General features: G+C 42.6%; 14 protein-coding genes and 1 other annotated feature. Of the genes, 2 read left to right on the forward strand and 12 right to left on the reverse strand.

What is annotated here, in order from left to right:
- Window positions 1–33: 33 nt before the first annotated feature.
- From L0M13_RS12190 to L0M13_RS12210, 5 genes are all read right to left on the reverse strand, one after another.
- A complete protein-coding gene (locus L0M13_RS12190) occupies window positions 34–972 on the reverse strand; it encodes an ABC transporter ATP-binding protein (protein ID WP_235196752.1) in 939 nt (312 codons plus the stop codon).
- Window positions 972–2027, reverse strand: a complete 1056-nt coding sequence (locus L0M13_RS12195) for an ABC transporter ATP-binding protein (protein WP_235196753.1) — start codon at window positions 2025–2027, stop codon at window positions 972–974. Before L0M13_RS12195 ends, L0M13_RS12190 begins: the two co-directional genes overlap by 1 nt.
- 13 nt (window positions 2028–2040) lie before the next feature.
- Window positions 2041–3060, reverse strand: coding sequence for an oligopeptide ABC transporter permease (gene opp3C, locus L0M13_RS12200; RefSeq protein WP_235196754.1), 1020 nt, complete (start codon window positions 3058–3060; stop codon window positions 2041–2043).
- Window positions 3060–3995, reverse strand: a complete 936-nt coding sequence (gene opp3b / locus L0M13_RS12205; RefSeq protein ID WP_235196755.1) for an oligopeptide ABC transporter permease — start codon at window positions 3993–3995, stop codon at window positions 3060–3062. The genes opp3C and opp3b overlap by 1 nt, the downstream gene beginning before the upstream one ends.
- A 190-nt stretch (window positions 3996–4185) precedes the next feature.
- Window positions 4186–5898, reverse strand: a complete 1713-nt coding sequence (locus L0M13_RS12210; protein ID WP_235196756.1) for a peptide ABC transporter substrate-binding protein — start codon at window positions 5896–5898, stop codon at window positions 4186–4188.
- Window positions 5899–6140: 242 nt separating this feature from the next.
- Between L0M13_RS12210 and L0M13_RS12215 the strand changes: the two genes are divergently transcribed.
- Both L0M13_RS12215 and trpS read left to right on the forward strand, forming a co-directional pair.
- Window positions 6141–6482, forward strand: coding sequence for a DUF3899 domain-containing protein (locus tag L0M13_RS12215; protein ID WP_235196757.1), 342 nt, complete (start codon window positions 6141–6143; stop codon window positions 6480–6482).
- A 44-nt stretch (window positions 6483–6526) separates the two neighbouring features.
- Window positions 6527–6739, forward strand: a binding site (T-box leader).
- 46 nt (window positions 6740–6785) lie between these two features.
- A complete protein-coding gene (gene trpS, locus L0M13_RS12220) occupies window positions 6786–7778 on the forward strand; it encodes a tryptophan--tRNA ligase (protein ID WP_235196758.1) in 993 nt (330 codons plus the stop codon).
- Between the two features lie 199 nt (window positions 7779–7977).
- Here the strand turns inward: trpS and L0M13_RS12225 are convergent, their stop codons facing one another.
- The 7 genes from L0M13_RS12225 to L0M13_RS12255 form a co-directional block, all read right to left on the reverse strand.
- The gene (locus L0M13_RS12225; RefSeq protein WP_235196759.1) at window positions 7978–9675 is read right to left on the reverse strand and encodes a peptide ABC transporter substrate-binding protein; all 1698 of its coding nucleotides are present in this window, start codon (window positions 9673–9675) and stop codon (window positions 7978–7980) included.
- 151 nt (window positions 9676–9826) lie between these two features.
- Complete coding sequence (gene opp4C, locus L0M13_RS12230) at window positions 9827–10744, reverse strand: oligopeptide ABC transporter permease (protein ID WP_235196761.1); 918 nt, start codon at window positions 10742–10744, stop codon at window positions 9827–9829.
- Between the two features lie 12 nt (window positions 10745–10756).
- Window positions 10757–11722: an oligopeptide ABC transporter permease gene (opp4B, locus tag L0M13_RS12235; RefSeq protein ID WP_235196762.1), complete on the reverse strand. Its 966-nt coding sequence runs from the start codon at window positions 11720–11722 to the stop codon at window positions 10757–10759.
- A 148-nt stretch (window positions 11723–11870) separates the two neighbouring features.
- On the reverse strand, window positions 11871–12125 hold the full coding sequence (locus L0M13_RS12240) for a hypothetical protein (RefSeq protein WP_235196763.1): 255 nt from the start codon (window positions 12123–12125) through the stop codon (window positions 11871–11873).
- A complete protein-coding gene (gene opp4A, locus L0M13_RS12245; RefSeq protein ID WP_235196764.1) occupies window positions 12068–13612 on the reverse strand; it encodes an oligopeptide ABC transporter substrate-binding protein in 1545 nt (514 codons plus the stop codon). Before opp4A ends, L0M13_RS12240 begins: the two co-directional genes overlap by 58 nt.
- Before the next feature lie 27 nt (window positions 13613–13639).
- Window positions 13640–14650: an ABC transporter ATP-binding protein gene (locus L0M13_RS12250; protein ID WP_235196765.1), complete on the reverse strand. Its 1011-nt coding sequence runs from the start codon at window positions 14648–14650 to the stop codon at window positions 13640–13642.
- Window positions 14647–15693 (reverse strand): ABC transporter ATP-binding protein, encoded by a 1047-nt coding sequence (locus tag L0M13_RS12255; protein ID WP_235196766.1) that lies wholly within the window; start codon window positions 15691–15693, stop codon window positions 14647–14649. The genes L0M13_RS12250 and L0M13_RS12255 overlap by 4 nt, the downstream gene beginning before the upstream one ends.
- Between the last annotated feature and the right edge of the window lie 105 nt (window positions 15694–15798).

Consider the following 15798-nt stretch of genomic DNA (forward strand, 5'->3'; position numbering starts at 1 on the left):
ATTCCAAAGTATGGAATCATCGTTAGAGTTTTATTATTTTACTGCTACAGATGCTTTTAAGGATTGGAACTCACTTTCTGAACATTGAACGAAATGTCCAGGCGTGATTTCTCTCATTTTCACATCGTCCTTTTCCGTGTAATTATGAGTCGATGGATCGTAAGATTTACGGACCCGATTGCGTTCATAATTTGGATCTGGAAGTGGGATAGCTGATAATAGGGACTGAGTGTACGGGTGCATCGGATTATTGTATAAATCTTCTGCTGGCGCTAACTCAACCATTTTACCGAAATACATTACGCCGATACGGTCTGAAATGTATTTAACCATCGACAAATCGTGGGCAATAAATAGATAGGTCAACCCTTTTTCTTCTTGTAATTCTTTCAGCAAGTTTACAACCTGTGCTTGGATTGAAACGTCTAATGCAGAAATCGGCTCATCTGCGATGATAAAATCCGGTTCTACAGCTAGTGCACGGGCAATTCCTAAACGCTGGCGCTGTCCACCTGAGAATTCATGCGGGTAACGGTTCGCGTGCTCTTTATTCAAACCAACTGTTTCTAGCAAGTCAAAAACCATCTTTTTGCGGTCTGCTGCATTTTTAGCGAGTCCGTGAATATCAATGCCTTCTGCAATAATGTCCATTACTTTCATTCGAGGATTCAAAGAAGCATATGGATCTTGGAAAATCATCTGCATTTTGCGATTGAATTTTTTCAAGTCTTTTTTGGATTTTTTGCCATGTACATTTTCGCCTTCATAAAATACATCGCCAGAAGTCGCATCATACAGACGAATGATAGAGCGGCCAGTTGTGGATTTCCCACAACCGGATTCCCCTACCAATCCAAGTGTCTCACCGCGGTAGATATCAAAGCTAATGCCGTCTACCGCTTTTACTTCATTTGGTTTGCCAACATTGAAATGCTGTCTTAAATCTTTGATTTCCAGTAATTTTTCTGCCATTAAATTGCGCCCCCCTCATAATATCGGCTTCCTGGGAATTTCTTCATGCGCTCGATAACAGTTGCAGGAGGTTCCACTTGTGGAGCATCCGGGTGCAACAACCAAGTTGCAGCAGAATGCGTATCGCTGACTTTGAAGAATGGAGGGTTTTGCTCCATATCAATCTGCAATGCATATTCGCTGCGAAGCGCAAACGCATCTCCTTTTGGCGGATCTAGAAGATCCGGAGGAGTTCCTGGAATGGCATATAATTTCGCTTCATCCGTATCTAAAGAAGGCATAGAACTTAATAGCCCCCATGTATACGGATGCTGTGGGTTATAGAAAATTTCATCTACAGTACCAATTTCCACAATCTTGCCGCCGTACATAACTGCTACTCGGTCAGCAACATTTGCAACTACCCCTAGATCATGGGTAATGAAAATGATAGATGTGTCGATCTTCTTCTGTAAGTCTTTCATGAGCTCAAGAATCTGGGCTTGAATAGTAACGTCAAGCGCAGTTGTCGGCTCATCCGCAATCAAGATTTGCGGGTTACAAGCTAATGCGATGGCAATTACGATACGTTGGCGCTGACCACCTGAAAATTGGTGCGGATATTGTTTCATCCGTAATTCAGGCTTCGGCATCCCAACAAGGCGCAGCAAATCGATTGCCACTTTTTTCGCTTCTTCTTTGCCAATCTTTTGGTGTTTTAACAATGGTTCTGTAATCTGGCGGCCAATCGGCATCGTCGGGTTTAAAGAAGTCATCGGATCCTGGAAGATCATCGAAATGTCCTTGCCACGGATTTTCTGCATTTCTTTGTCGCTCAATTTTGTCAGATCACGTCCGCCGAATAGAATTTCGCCGTTTTTGAATTCTGCTGAGTTTTCAGGCAGTAAACGCATGATCGATTTAGTCGTAACCGATTTACCAGAACCGGATTCTCCTACAATCGCCAAAGTTTCGCCTTTATATAGATCAAAGTTAACGCCTCGGATAGCTTTGACTTCCCCACCAAATGTGTTAAAGGAAAGCTCGAGGTCTTTTACTTGTAAAATCTTCTCCATTTAACTTTCCTCCTTAATCTTTCATCTTCGGATCAAGCGCATCACGAAGACCATCGCCGATCAAGTTAAAGCAAATCATGATTAGACTCAATAAGATAGCCGGGAATGCAAGAATATGCGGCTGGTATTGAAGCAATTTATAGCCATCATTGATTAATGTTCCTAATGATGCATCTGGTGCTTGCAGACCCAGACCGATGAAGCTTAAGAAAGCTTCGAAGAAGATCGCGCCTGGAATTGTGAACATTGTGTTGATGATGATAATGCCCAGCACGTTCGGCATTAGGTGTTTCCAGATAATGCGGGAATCGCTTGCCCCTAAAGTACGGGATGCTAAAACGAATTCTTGAGATTTATATTTTAATACTTGCCCACGGACAACCCGTGACATTCCTGTCCAACCGGTTATGGTCAAAGCGATAATAATCGCAAGAATACCAGGATCCATGATCAGGATAAAGAGGATAACCACAACTAAGTTAGGAATACCCGTTAAAATTTCAACGATACGCTGCATGATATCATCTACACGGCCGCCGAAGTAACCGGAAATCCCACCGTAGATAACCCCAATTAACATATCAATTGCAGCAGCAACGAATGCGATGAATAGGGATACTTGCGTACCTTTCCAAAGACGGGAGAACATGTCACGCCCCAAACCATCTGTTCCAAACCAATAGTTGACTTCTACATTCTTCATCTCATATAAGTCAACTTCTTTGCCGCCTAGTGTACCTGTCCCATCTAAGATCCCTAAGTTTTCAATAACTGGAATTTTCGGAGGCAAGTTAGCGTGTGTAATCGTTTGAGCATTCGGCTCATACGGGCTAATGATCGGCCCTAAGAATGACATGATGACAATCAGTCCAAAAAGGATGATACTGACGATTGCCCCTTTATTTTTCTTTAAGCGCATCCAAGCGTCTTGCCAAAAGCTGACACTTGGCTTAGAGATGCGTTCTGCCTGTTTTGTGTCTACCGTGATGCGTTCAAAAGAACCTTTTGGCAGCTTTTCTAGATTTTGTGTCATTAGCTTTTACCTCCTGAAAGACGGATCCGCGGATCAATAACGCCGTACAAAATATCTACGATTAAGATAACGACGATTAGGAAGACTGAGAAGAAAATCGTTGTACCCATAATGATTGAGAAGTCATTCACCATGATGGATTTAACGAACTGCTCGCCAATTCCTGGGATAGCAAAAATCTGTTCAACTACAAGTGAACCTGTCAAAATCGAAACCGTCATTGGTCCTAAGACTGTAATCAAAGGAATCAAGGCGTTTCGGATAGCATGTTTAAATGCGATTTCTGAACCGCTTGCACCTTTAGCTTTCGCTAATGTGATGTAGTCAGAACCTAATACTTCGATCATTTCTGTACGGATAAAACGTGCCGCTGTAGCAAGCGGGAACATCGCTAATGCGATAGATGGCAAGACACTCGACATGAAGCCGTCTTTCCATAAGGCTACAGGGAACCATTCCAATTTTAAGCCGAACCAATATTGCAGCAAGGATGCAAATACAAATGATGGAATGGATATCCCGATAATCGCCACAAGTGTACTGGAGTAATCAACCCACGTATTTTGCCGCAGGGCGGCAATCATACCAAGCAGAATTCCGATAATCGTTCCAAGCACCATGCCTTGGAAACCAATTTGTGCGGACGGCCCCATACGGCTAATAATTAAGTCCGTAACGTCGGCCCCTTTAAATTGGTTAATTGAAATACCTAAATCCCCTTTTAACAAACCAAACATATAGTCAAAATATTGAACTGGCAGAGGTTCATCTAAACCGTACCGTGCTTCTACTACTGCCCTTTGTTCTGGAGATAATTTATCTGCGGAAGCGATAGGGGAACCTGGTAAAATCTTCATTAAGAAAAATGTGAATGTCGCAATCAATGCCATTGTGATTACCATATAGATCAATCGTTTGCCGATGTATCGTGCCATGTTGCACCTCCAAAAAATAATTCTATTTCACAAGCTATGTGCGTTGACGATAGGCTTGATCTTTTCGATAGTTAGCAGAAAATGGTCAATTTTCGGTGAATTCGCCTGCATTAGAAAAGAGAGTATATCGTCCAAAAACCAGCGATATACTCTCTTTCTATTTGTTTTTCACAGAGGCCGGGTAATTAACTTATTTACCTGAAATGTAAGCCCATTTGTAGCTGTAATCTCCGCCGAATGGGTGAGAGATAATGTCATGCACGTAAGGTTTTTGAAGAGACATTAGACCGCGTTGGTAGATCGGTGCGATAGCTGCATCTTCTTCGATTAAGATTTGTTCTGCTTTAGCCATAGCTTCCCAGCGACCAGCAAGATCTTGAGCCAATTCGCCTTTCGCTTGGTCAACTAAAGTATCAAATTCTTCGTTAGAGTAAGACATTTTGTTTTGAGCAGATCCAGTTACGAATAGGTCAATGAATGTCATTGGATCCTGATAGTCAGGGCCCCAACCAGAGTTTTGGATATCATAGTCTTGTGCTTCATCAAGCTCTAAGCGAACTCCGAAAGGAACTGCTTTAAGCTCAAGAGTTAAACCTTCAAGGTTTTCTTCAAGCTGAGATTTCATGTACTCGTCCATTTTTTTAGCAAGTTCTGAATCTCCACCAAGCATTTCTAGTGTTACTTCAGTCAAGCCAAGCTCTTCCATTCCAGTTGCCCACAATTTCTTAGCTTCTTCTGCATTGAATTCGTTCATGTCGCCGTTAACTTCACGGAAGTCCGCGTTGTTTTCATCGAATGTGAATTCAGTTGGTACCAAGTAGTTAGCTGGCAATGAACCGTTTGCTAATACTACGTCAACTAGATCTTGTTTGTTGAAAGCCATAGAGATCGCTTTACGGATATTCAAGTTAGCAAGTGGAGTTTGTTCTCCGTTGCGCTCTTGGTTAAATTTCAAGTAGAAAATTGTTGGTTCTAATTCTCTTACAACTTCTGGATCTTCAGCATATTGCATTGCGAATTCACCAGATAGACCAGTACGGTCTTTTTCACCTGAAGTGTAAAGGTTGATTGCAGTGCTAGTTTCTTTAACAACGTCTACGTTGATTGTTTCAAGTTGAACTGTTTCTGCATCCCAGTACTCAGGGTTTTTTTCCATAGACCAAGTCAAGCCAGTACCATCCCAGTTAGTTAACATGAATGGACCGTTGTAAAGCAAGTTATCTGAGTTAGACGCGTAAGCATCGCCTTTTTCAGTTACGAAAGCTTCGTTTAATGGGTAGAAAGTTCCGAATGCCATTAATGACATGAAGTATGGAGTAGCGCGCTCAAGAGTAACTTCAAGAGTCTTCTCATCAACTGCTTTAACTCCTAATTCAGAAACTTCCATTTCGCCTGCAGCAATTGCTTCAGCGTTTTTGATTGTACCAGCCATCATGTATGGGCCGTAAGGTGATCCAGTTGCAGGATCGATAGCACGCTGCCAAGCGAATACGAAATCGTTAGCAGTTACTGCTTCGCCGTTAGACCATTTAGCATCACGCAATTTGAAAGTGTAAGTTAATCCATCTTCGCTGACTTCTGGCTCAGCTTCTGCAAGAGCAGGTTCAGCAACGTTTTCTTGGTTTAAACGGAACAAACCTTCGTTAACGTTGTTCATAATGTTGAAAGCAACAGCATCTTCAGCCAATGATGAATCCATTGTTGGAATTTCTGCACTTTCCATCAAGTTTAGTACTTGTTCAGCATCTGGTTCTCCAGCTGGTTTTTCTTCTCCGGCTGCTGTATCGTCGCCGTCTGTCTCTGGTGTTTCAGCCTTTTCGTCGTCCCCGCCGCCACATGCAGCTAGGAAAGCGCTAAGAACTAAAACAAGGCTAAGTAGCCAAAATAACTTGCTGTTCTTCACTTAGGTGACCCCCTTAAATTTTCTGAAAAATTGGTACACTGTTTATTATACATAATCTTTTTTTCTTGTACAGTACTTTTTTTAAAAGTATTTACACTTTTGTAACAATTGTATTTCAACAACATTACAGAAAAAGCCGTGATTATTGAAGTTATCAGCATTTTTGAGGTGGAATTTTTTTCATTATTTTTTTGATTTTTTTTTCAACTTCTTCTACAATTAATAAGAATTGAGGTGCAAAAATGAAAAAAATGGTGATAAGTGTCATTATTGTACAAGGGCTAATTTTACTGACCATGCTAATTCGAAGCGAGCCTTTCTCCCTGCTTTCTTATATAAATAATTCGTTTATTTTTGGCGGGGTCCTGGTTTTTATCGGTTTATGGGTGTTTGTTATCAGGACAGGAATTTTCGATATTTTCACTCTGAGCATGCGGAAATTCTTTAAAGTCAAGACCACATTAGATGATGATGAAATGCGCGCCCCTTCTGAAATATTCTCCTTATCTAGTGCGCCTTTGCTGATTCTTGGCGGAGTAACCCTATTATGTATGGCAATCTCGCTGGTAATTTATGAACTTTAACCATTGCACAATAAAAGTTTTTTGTATTATACTTAGAAAATAAACATTGAGCGATGAAAAAGAAGAGTAAATGCAGTTTCTTCTATATAGAGAGCCTGTGGTTGGTGGAAACAGGCGGAGAACTGTATTGAATGGACTTTTGAGCTGAAACGGTGAACTAACAGTAGCCGTTTCCGTGATCTTCACGTTATGAAGAAGAGTGGCCAAATACGGCAACTAGGGTGGTACCGCGGAAAAACACATCATTCGTCCCTTTTTTACAGGGATGTGTGCTGTGTTTTTTTATTATGAGGAGGAAAAGCAATGAAGAAGAAAATCTTTTCAGGCGTCCAGCCTACCGGTACAGTAACGTTAGGAAACTACATCGGCGCGTTTAAACAATTTACAGATTTGCAGGATGAATTCGATTGTATTTTTTGCATCGTCGACCAACATGCCATCACGATGCCGCAAGACCGCTTGGAACTGAGAAAGAATATTAAGGCTCTTGCAGCGCTTTACTTGGCTGTCGGGATCGATCCTGAGAAGGTAACCCTGTTCATCCAATCAGAAGTTCCAGCGCATGCCCAAGCTGGATGGATGATGCAATGCGTCTCTACCATCGGCGAATTGGAGCGCATGACTCAATATAAAGACAAATCAGCGAAGACCGCTTCTGTTTCTGCAGGATTATTAACTTATCCCCCGCTTATGGCTGCGGATATTCTGCTATACCAAACAGATGTTGTTCCTGTCGGCGACGACCAGAAACAGCATATTGAGTTGACGCGCGACTTAGCGGAACGCTTCAACAAAAAATACAATGACGTGTTGACCATTCCGGAAATCCGTGTGCCCAAAAACGGCGCGCGCATCATGTCTCTTCAAGATCCTTCTAAAAAAATGAGCAAATCCGATGCCAATAAAAAATCAATCGTCACGTTATTGGATGATTTAAAGATAATTGAAAAGAAAATCAAATCAGCTGTTACAGATTCAGAAGGAATTGTTAAATACGATCCTATCAACAAACCCGGGATTTCAAATCTTTTGACGATCGAAGCAGCCCTTACAGATGCAAGCATCGATTCGCTAGTCGCTAAATACGAAGGCGTCGGCTACGGCGACTTTAAGGCTTCTGTTGCAACAGCTGTAACTACTCACCTAGCTCCTATCCAAGAGCGCTATAAAGAATTATTGGACTCTGAAGAACTTGACCGCATTTTGGATGAAGGTGCCGAAAAAGCGAATTCCCTAGCCAATAAGACATTAAAGAAGATGGAAAATGCGATGGGCTTAGGCCGCAAACGCAGATAAATTAGAAAGAGGCTGCAAAATTGCAGCCTCTTTTATTTAGGTTCGCCGAATCTGCATCGCCGCTTACGCTTTTTTTATTGTCCAGACTCCAGTGGCCAGATTCTTGGGTCATAAGCCAATCAGGCTGTGCGGCTGGAAATACGCCGCTTCGCCTGCTCGTCTTATGCCCGGCGAATCTACATGGCCGCTTACGCTTTTCTTATTTCCCTGAGATGTATGCCCATTTGTAGCTGTAATCCCCTCCAAATGGGTGGGAGATGATGTCGTTGACATATGGTTTTTGCAAGGACATCCGGCCGCGCTGATAAATCGGAGCGATTGCAGCATCTTCTTCTATTAAAATTTGTTCTGCTTGCGCCATCGCTTCCCAACGCCCTTCAAGATCTTGAGCGAGATCGCCTTTTGCTGCATTGACCAATTCATCAAACTCAGGGTTTGAGTAAGACATCTTATTTTGAGGCGAATCGGTTACGAACAAGTCGATGAAGGTCATCGGATCTTGATAGTCCGGACCCCAACCGGAATTTTGAATATCATAATCTTGTGCTTCATCCCGTTCCAAGCGGACACTGAACGGGACAGTATTGATTTCAATTGTTAACCCTGCCAGGTTTTCTTCAAGCTGGGCTTTCATGTACTCGTTCAATTTTTTAGACGTCTCGGTGTCGTCTCCTAAATAATCCAGTGTGATTTCACTGACTCCGAGTTCCTGCAATCCCGTTTCCCAGTATTGCTTTGCCTCTTCTGAATTAAATTCATTCATATCGCCGTTGATATCACGGAAATCTTCGTTATTTTCATTAAAGGTGACTTCTGTCGGTACGAGATAGTTCGCTGGCAATGATCCGTTTGCAAGCACGACATCCACTAAGTCCTGTTTATTGAAAGCCATGGATATCGCTTTTCGGATATTTTCGTTGGCAAGCGGTGTCGCTTCCCCGTTTCGTTCCTGATTAAATTTCAAGTAGAAGATACTCGGTTCGAGTTCAGTTATCACTTCCGGGTCTTCTGCATATTGCATCGCAAACTCTCCGGACAACCCTGCCCGATCCTTTTCTCCCGAAGTATAGAGATTGACCGCTGTACTTGGTTCTTTAATGACGTCCACATTGATCGTCTGAAGCTGAACCGTATCTGCATCCCAATATTCCGGATTCTTTTCCATGGACCAGGTTAAACCGGTACCGTCCCAGTTCGTCAGCATAAACGGTCCATTGTATAGCAAATTATCCGAGTTGGCCGCATATGCATCACCCTGCTCCGTTACAAACTCTTCATTTTGAGGATAAAAGGTGCCAAATGCCATTAATGACATAAAGTAAGGAACTGGCCGCTCAAGGGCCACGACTAAAGTTTTATCATCCGTTGCTTCTGCTCCCAATTCTGCTTTGTCCATTTCCCCCGCTGCGATTGCTTCAGCATTTTTGATGGTCCCTGCCATCATATAAGGACCGTAAGGTGAACCCGTTGCCGGATCAATTGCCCGTTGCCATGCAAACACAAAGTCATTGGCAGTAATTGGTGTCCCGTCAGACCAATTAGCATCACGTAAGGTGAACGTATACGTCAAACCGTCTTCGCTGATTTCAGGTTCACTGTCGGCCAAAGCCGGTTCAGCCATATTTTCCTGATTTAACCGAAACAAGCCTTCATTGACATTATTCAGGATATTAAATGCTACCGCGTCTTCGGCTAATGCAGAGTCCATTGTGGGAATTTCAGCACTTTCAATCAAATTCAACACTTGCTCACTATCAGGCTCTCCAGATCCTCCCCCAGCACCGCCTTCATTATTCTGGCTCCCTTCTTCACTTCCTCCGCTGCCGCCGCAAGCTGCTAAAAATCCACTTATCGCCAAGATGAAAATAAGTAAGATGCGTCTCTTCTTGGTGAACACGGTAAGGCCTCCTTATTTTTTGAAAAGTTTAATTTTTTTAATTATAACTCCTCTCGATTATTTTTGCACTTTCTTTTGATAATTAATAATATTTTATCAATTTGTGTTTTATTCCATCAAAAAAGAGCCGCATATTATGCAGCTCTTGCTTTTATCGAAGTGATTTTGGATTAAGGGCATCCTTCAATCCTTCACCAATGAAATTGATCGACAGAATTGTCAATGTGATAAGGAGAGCCGGCGGCATCCAAATCCAAGGTTTGCCTTGCAATACATCCGGTTCATTTGCTGATGACAACATATTGCCCCAGCTTGGCGTAGCTTGTGGAACACCGAACCCTAAATAACTTAATGCCGCTTCCGCAACGATCATGCTGGCAAAAATCAAAGTCGCTTGCACAATAATGGTCGACATAACATTCGGCAGCAGATGCTTCCGGATGACTTTCCACGGGGAACAGCCGATCGATAATGCCGCCAAAATGTATTCATTTTCTTTTTCAGCCAGAACTTTGCTTCGCACGAGTCGTGCCACTCCGCCCCAACTCAAAACGCCAATCACTAAAATCAGCACCCACAGGCCATCTACGATTCCATATAAAATCGTATTTAATACGATAACAAAAACTAAAAATGGAAAGTTCAAAACGAAATCCGTAAAACGCATCAGAATATTATCTACCAAGCCTCCGAAGAAACCTGCAATCGAGCCGACAAGCGTTCCTAATGAGATAACAATTAAAGTCGCGCTAAAACCGACTAATAAGGAAATCCGTCCCCCGTAAAACAATCTTGTCAAAACGTCTCTCCCGCTTTTATCGGTTCCAAGCAAATGCTCGCCGTTCGGTTGAATGTTCATCGATCCGATATTTACTTTGGTTACATCTGGAAGCGGCGATAAAAAATTCGCTACAAATGGTGCAGATAAAGACATGATGGTGACAAGGATGATAAAAACGCTGCTGATCATCGCTAATTTATTGCGTAAGAATTTCTTTCTTGCAATCTGCCAGGGAGACAAGCTTCTTTCCGGCTTCTTTTGCTGTGCAATAGTAGTAGTTGATGCCATAATTGCTCCTCCTTAGTCCAAACGGATTCGTGGATCCACGATTCCGTATAAGATGTCTGCGATTAAATTCCCTGCCAGTGTCAAAAATGACAAAAGCATTGTAAGTGCCATTAAGGTTGGATAATCCCTGCTTGTAACGGATTCCAAGAAAAGTTGGCCAATTCCAGGATACGTGAAAATCGTCTCTGTAATGATCGCGCCGCCGATCAGCGCTGCGAAATCAAACCCTAAAAAGGTAACTAAAGGAATGATGGAGTTTCTTAAAATATGGACATTGTAAATTTTCTTGATCGGCGTCCCTTTTGCACGCGCTGTGCGCACAAAATCTTTCCGTGAATTTTCAATGATGTCATTTCGCAAAAATTGTGTGTAAGAGGCTGTGCTCATAGCACCTAAAACGATTGCCGGAAGGAGCACGTGATGTAATTTGCTGAACCAATAGTCCAACGTGCCTTCTTCAACCAGGATATCGACAGACCCTCCAAATGGAAACCAATTCAAATGGAAAGAAAAGAAGTAAATAGCGAATACAGCTGCTACAAATGAAGGAATTGCCAGCATGATATAGTTAATGCCCGCTATGGCATTATCTCCTAGCGTATACGGTTTGCGGCCTGAGTACATCCCCATTAAAAATGCAAGAATATAGGTTATGAGCAGGGACATGACTCCAAGGAACAGCGTATTAGGGATTTTCTCCATAATAATATCTGCCACTGGCACTTTAAAACGCGTCGACTTTCCGAAATCACCTTGCAGGAAACCGGTTATCCAATCAAAATACTGGACCGGCAGCGGTTCGTTATAGCCTAACTTCTCTCTCATCTCCGCTATGTATTCGGGATTCGTATTGAGCGGATCAATTTCGCCGCTCAAGGAATCCCCTGGCATAAGCTTTGCTAATGTAAATACCACAATGGATATAAGGATGAGCATAGGAATCATTCCAAGCAACCTTCTAATCGTATATTTCAGCATGTATACTCTCCTTGTCTGTAATATTCTCAGCTGTGCTCCCGGGCACGGTAAGAAATGTTTGTGTTCAAACACACCTTACCGTGCATAAGAGCTAATAATGATTCAACGATGGGCGATAACTGCGCCCACCGTTGAATGAAATCTTCTATTATTCTGTTACAAACCATTCTGCCGGGCTGTTTTGACCAGAAACGTCATACTCAGTTCCGCCAACACGTTTGTTTAATGCTTTAATTTCTTCCAGCTCAGCAATGTATAGCATTGGAACTTCTTCGTTGACGATCTTCTGCCACTCGATATAAAGGTCCGCACGTTTTTGCTGATCTGTTCCAACAATCTCAATATTCAAAGCATCATCAAGCAATTGATCTGCTTCAGGATTGTTGTAGCGCGGTAGTTCCACAATTGATCTGCTTTCCATAGGCCTGATGGATCTGGATCTGATCCAGTTCCCCATCCACCGAAGAAAGTTTCGATTGAAGGATCATCTTTTTCAATCATTTCGTAGTAAAGGTTTACTTCGACCATTTCAAGTTCCGATTTGATGCCGACTTCTTCCCAGTACTGAGTGATTGCTTGTGCACGAGACTCGAATGTCGGGTTTCCAGTTGCATAGTGGGAGAATTTCACAACGAACTCGTCGCCGTTCGGATCTTCACGGAATCCGTCGTCGTTTGTATCAACGTATCCAGCCGCATCTAACATTTCTTTCGCTTTTTCCGGGTCGTACTCATACGTATTCAAATCTGCTTCAGCATCGTCTGCTGCGTTCCAATGTGAAGTTGGAACCGGTTTGTTCACGACATTTGCATAACCGAAGAAGAATGCATCCACCCATTCCTGGCGGTTAATTGCATACATCATCGCTTGGCGAAGCTCTTTGCTTTGGTATTTCGGAAGTTCTTCTGTGATAGTTTGTGTCGCATTATCGAATTTACCAAGCTTGAATCCTACATAATAGTAAGAAAGGCCAGGATAAGTCACGATATCCACGTTTTCCAATGGCTCTACTTCAGGGCCAGAAACTGGCTGCAAGGAAATCATGTCCACATCGCCGTTTTGCAATGCCCCAACTACTGAAGAGTTGTCAATTACGCGCAAAACGATTTTGTCCAAGTTAACTTCGCCATTCCAGTATTCATCGAAACGAGAAAACTCAACCGATTCGCCGGGAACAATTTTGTCCACTTTGAATGGCCCGATTCCGATCGGAGTAGAACGCACCCATTCAGATGCTGACATTTCAGCTACAGGCACATCGCCTAGTACCGATTCTGGCAGCGGATAAGACCAAAGGTTCGTCAAGTTATTTACACGTGCTTCATCAAAAGTGATGTTGATTTCATAATCGCCGACAACTTCCACACCTGAGATCGTATCAGCTTCTCCGTTGCGGAAAGCTTCTGCTCCTTCAATTGTCTGAACGTTTGTGTAGCGAGGGCCATCATAGTCTGGGCTTGCAATTGTTTCGAATGCAAATACCCAGTCATTGACTGTCAATTCTTCGCCGTTGTGCCATTTAACGCCTTCTTCGAATTTGAAGTTGAAAACTTTATTGTCTTCTGTCGTCCAAGAAGCTACGTTCGGCTCTGGCTCAAGATTTTCGTTATAATTGATTAATGATTCATCGAATAAATCAATTACTTCGGCATCAGTAGCAATATTATAAAATGCTGGATTGTATAACCCTTCAGGTGGAGCATCGATTCCATAAACTAACGTGCCGCCTTTTTGCGGTTCTCCGTCGGCTGCCTTATCTTCAGTTGTGCCATCTTCTTTTTTCGAATCTCCACTGCCAGAATCGCCGTCATCTCCACCGCAAGCCGCTAGGAACGCGGAAACGACAAGAATCATAGCGAAAAGCCAAAGTAAGGATTTGTTCTTCTTCATACTTTTCCCCCCAAAAATTTTTTTGATTTAATACAGAAGACACGCAGCAAAATGTCCGGGCCGCACTTCTTTTAATGGAGGCTTTTCTTTCGAACACGCTTCCATTGCCATCGGACAGCGCGTATGGAACGGGCAGCCTGTCGGCGGATTTTGCGGACTTGGCACATCTCCTTCCAACACAATCCTTTCTTTCTTGATCGCCGTATTCGGTTCTGGAATCGCAGAAATCAAAGCCTGTGTGTACGGATGCAAAGGTTCTCTGTATAAATCTCTATTTGAAGCAAGCTCAACGAGGTTGCCCAAATACATCACTCCGATTCGATCGCTCATATGCTTTACGACGCTCAAATCATGCGCAATAAACAAATAAGTCAAATCGAACTCGATCTGCAATTCTTTTAGCAGATTCAATACTTGCGATTGAACAGACACGTCCAGTGCGGACACCGGTTCGTCTGCGACAATCAGTTTGGGATTCAACGCTAAGGCACGTGCTATCCCTATGCGTTGCCGCTGGCCGCCGGAAAATTCATGGGCGTATTTATAATAGGCCTCTTCCGGCAGTCCAACTCTCGTCAATAACGCTTTGATTTCTTGCTCCAACTCTTTTTTATCGCGCTTCTCGTAATTGAGAATTGGTTCTGCAATTATATCTCCAACCATTTGCATCGGATTTAACGATGCATAAGGGTCCTGGAAAACCATCTGAAAATCCCGTCGTGCTTTTTGCAATTTCGATCCTGTCACTTTCGTGATGTCTTTTCCTTCAAAAAGGATTTTTCCATCAGTCGGTTTCAGTAATCGGAGGATGGTCCGGCCTGTTGTCGACTTGCCGCAGCCAGATTCCCCTACCAGCCCCAAGGTCTCACCTTTTCGGATGCTGAATGACACATCGTCAACCGCTTTTACGTTGCCGACGACCCGCTTGAAAAATCCACCTGTTACCGGATAATAGGTTTTTAAATTTCGCACTTCTAGTAAGACTTCACGATTCTCTAGGCTATCGATTCTTTCCTGGATAAAATCTCTAGTTGTCATAGAACAGTAACTCCTTCTCTTTGGCGTTCTTCTCCTGCCGGCCAGCTTTCATCGTAAAGGAGGCATGCTGCTTCGTGCTGCAATTCCACTTCGCCTAATTGAGGAGTGACAGTTAGACATTCCGGCATTGCCTTCGGGCAACGGTTAGCAAAACGGCAGCCGATTTCCGGCATATTTATAATAGAAGGAACTAGTCCATCAATCGTTGCTAATTTCTCCACATCTTCATCCATTTTTGGAATAGCTTTCATCAGAAGATCGGTATACGGATGCTTTGGATTATTGAACAAATCATCTACTGTCGATCTTTCAACAATTTTCCCAGCGTACATGACTATCACTTCGTCGCATATTTCTGCCACTACACCAAGATCGTGGGTAATGAGGATGATGGACATATCATTGGTTTCTTGAATGCCTTTCAATAGTTCCAGGATTTGGGCTTGAACAGTAACATCCAAAGCGGTAGTCGGCTCATCTGCTATGAGCAGTTTCGGTTGGCACGCAATGGCCATCGCAATCATGACCCGTTGCCTCATCCCTCCTGATAATTGATGCGGGTATTCGCTGACGATTTTATCTGCTCTTGGAATTCCGACACTTTTTAACAAAGAGATAGAACGAAGTCTTGCTTCCTTTTTAGAAATATTTTCATGGTTCAAGATTACTTCTTCTATCTGGTAACCGATCGTGAAAACAGGATTTAATGATGTCATCGGTTCCTGGAAAATCATTGATATATCTTTGCCGCGTATTTTATTCATCTTTTTGTCATTCAGTTCTGAAATGTTCAATCCTTCAAAATCGATTTCACCGCCTCGAATCTTGCCAATTCCTGGAGGCAATAGCTGCATAATGGACAATGACATAACGCTTTTTCCACATCCAGACTCTCCGACAATCCCGACAATCTGTTTTCTGTCGACATCGAACGATACACCTTCTACAGCATTATAAAACTTGCCATCAATTTTAAATCCCGTCTGTAGATTTCTTACTTGCAAAAGGGGTGTCATTTTTTTCGTTGTGTAATTCCCAGTCATGTGAACACCTCAAAATTCTTTTTTTCTGTCAATTTAACTTAGATAAAGTTTATTACAAAAACATTACGAAGGCAACGTATTTTTTATAATTTTACAAATTATTTA

Source organism: Planococcus sp. 107-1 (assembly GCF_021513255.1).
In the GTDB taxonomy this organism is placed as follows: Bacteria; Bacillota; Bacilli; order Bacillales_A; family Planococcaceae; genus Planococcus.

Coding starts and splice junctions, on each gene's coding strand:
- opp3b (WP_235196755.1), bottom strand. CDS start 3,995: ATGGCACGATACATCGGCAAACGATTGATCTATATGGTAATCACAATG.
- L0M13_RS12255 (WP_235196766.1), bottom strand. CDS start 15,693: ATGACTGGGAATTACACAACGAAAAAAATGACACCCCTTTTGCAAGTA.
- opp3C (WP_235196754.1), bottom strand. CDS start 3,060: ATGACACAAAATCTAGAAAAGCTGCCAAAAGGTTCTTTTGAACGCATC.
- opp4A (WP_235196764.1), bottom strand. CDS start 13,612: ATGAAGAAGAACAAATCCTTACTTTGGCTTTTCGCTATGATTCTTGTC.
- L0M13_RS12195 (WP_235196753.1), bottom strand. CDS start 2,027: ATGGAGAAGATTTTACAAGTAAAAGACCTCGAGCTTTCCTTTAACACA.
- L0M13_RS12215 (WP_235196757.1), top strand. CDS start 6,141: ATGAAAAAAATGGTGATAAGTGTCATTATTGTACAAGGGCTAATTTTA.
- L0M13_RS12190 (WP_235196752.1), bottom strand. CDS start 972: ATGGCAGAAAAATTACTGGAAATCAAAGATTTAAGACAGCATTTCAAT.
- trpS (WP_235196758.1), top strand. CDS start 6,786: ATGAAGAAGAAAATCTTTTCAGGCGTCCAGCCTACCGGTACAGTAACG.
- opp4B (WP_235196762.1), bottom strand. CDS start 11,722: ATGCTGAAATATACGATTAGAAGGTTGCTTGGAATGATTCCTATGCTC.
- L0M13_RS12250 (WP_235196765.1), bottom strand. CDS start 14,650: ATGACAACTAGAGATTTTATCCAGGAAAGAATCGATAGCCTAGAGAAT.
- opp4C (WP_235196761.1), bottom strand. CDS start 10,744: ATGGCATCAACTACTACTATTGCACAGCAAAAGAAGCCGGAAAGAAGC.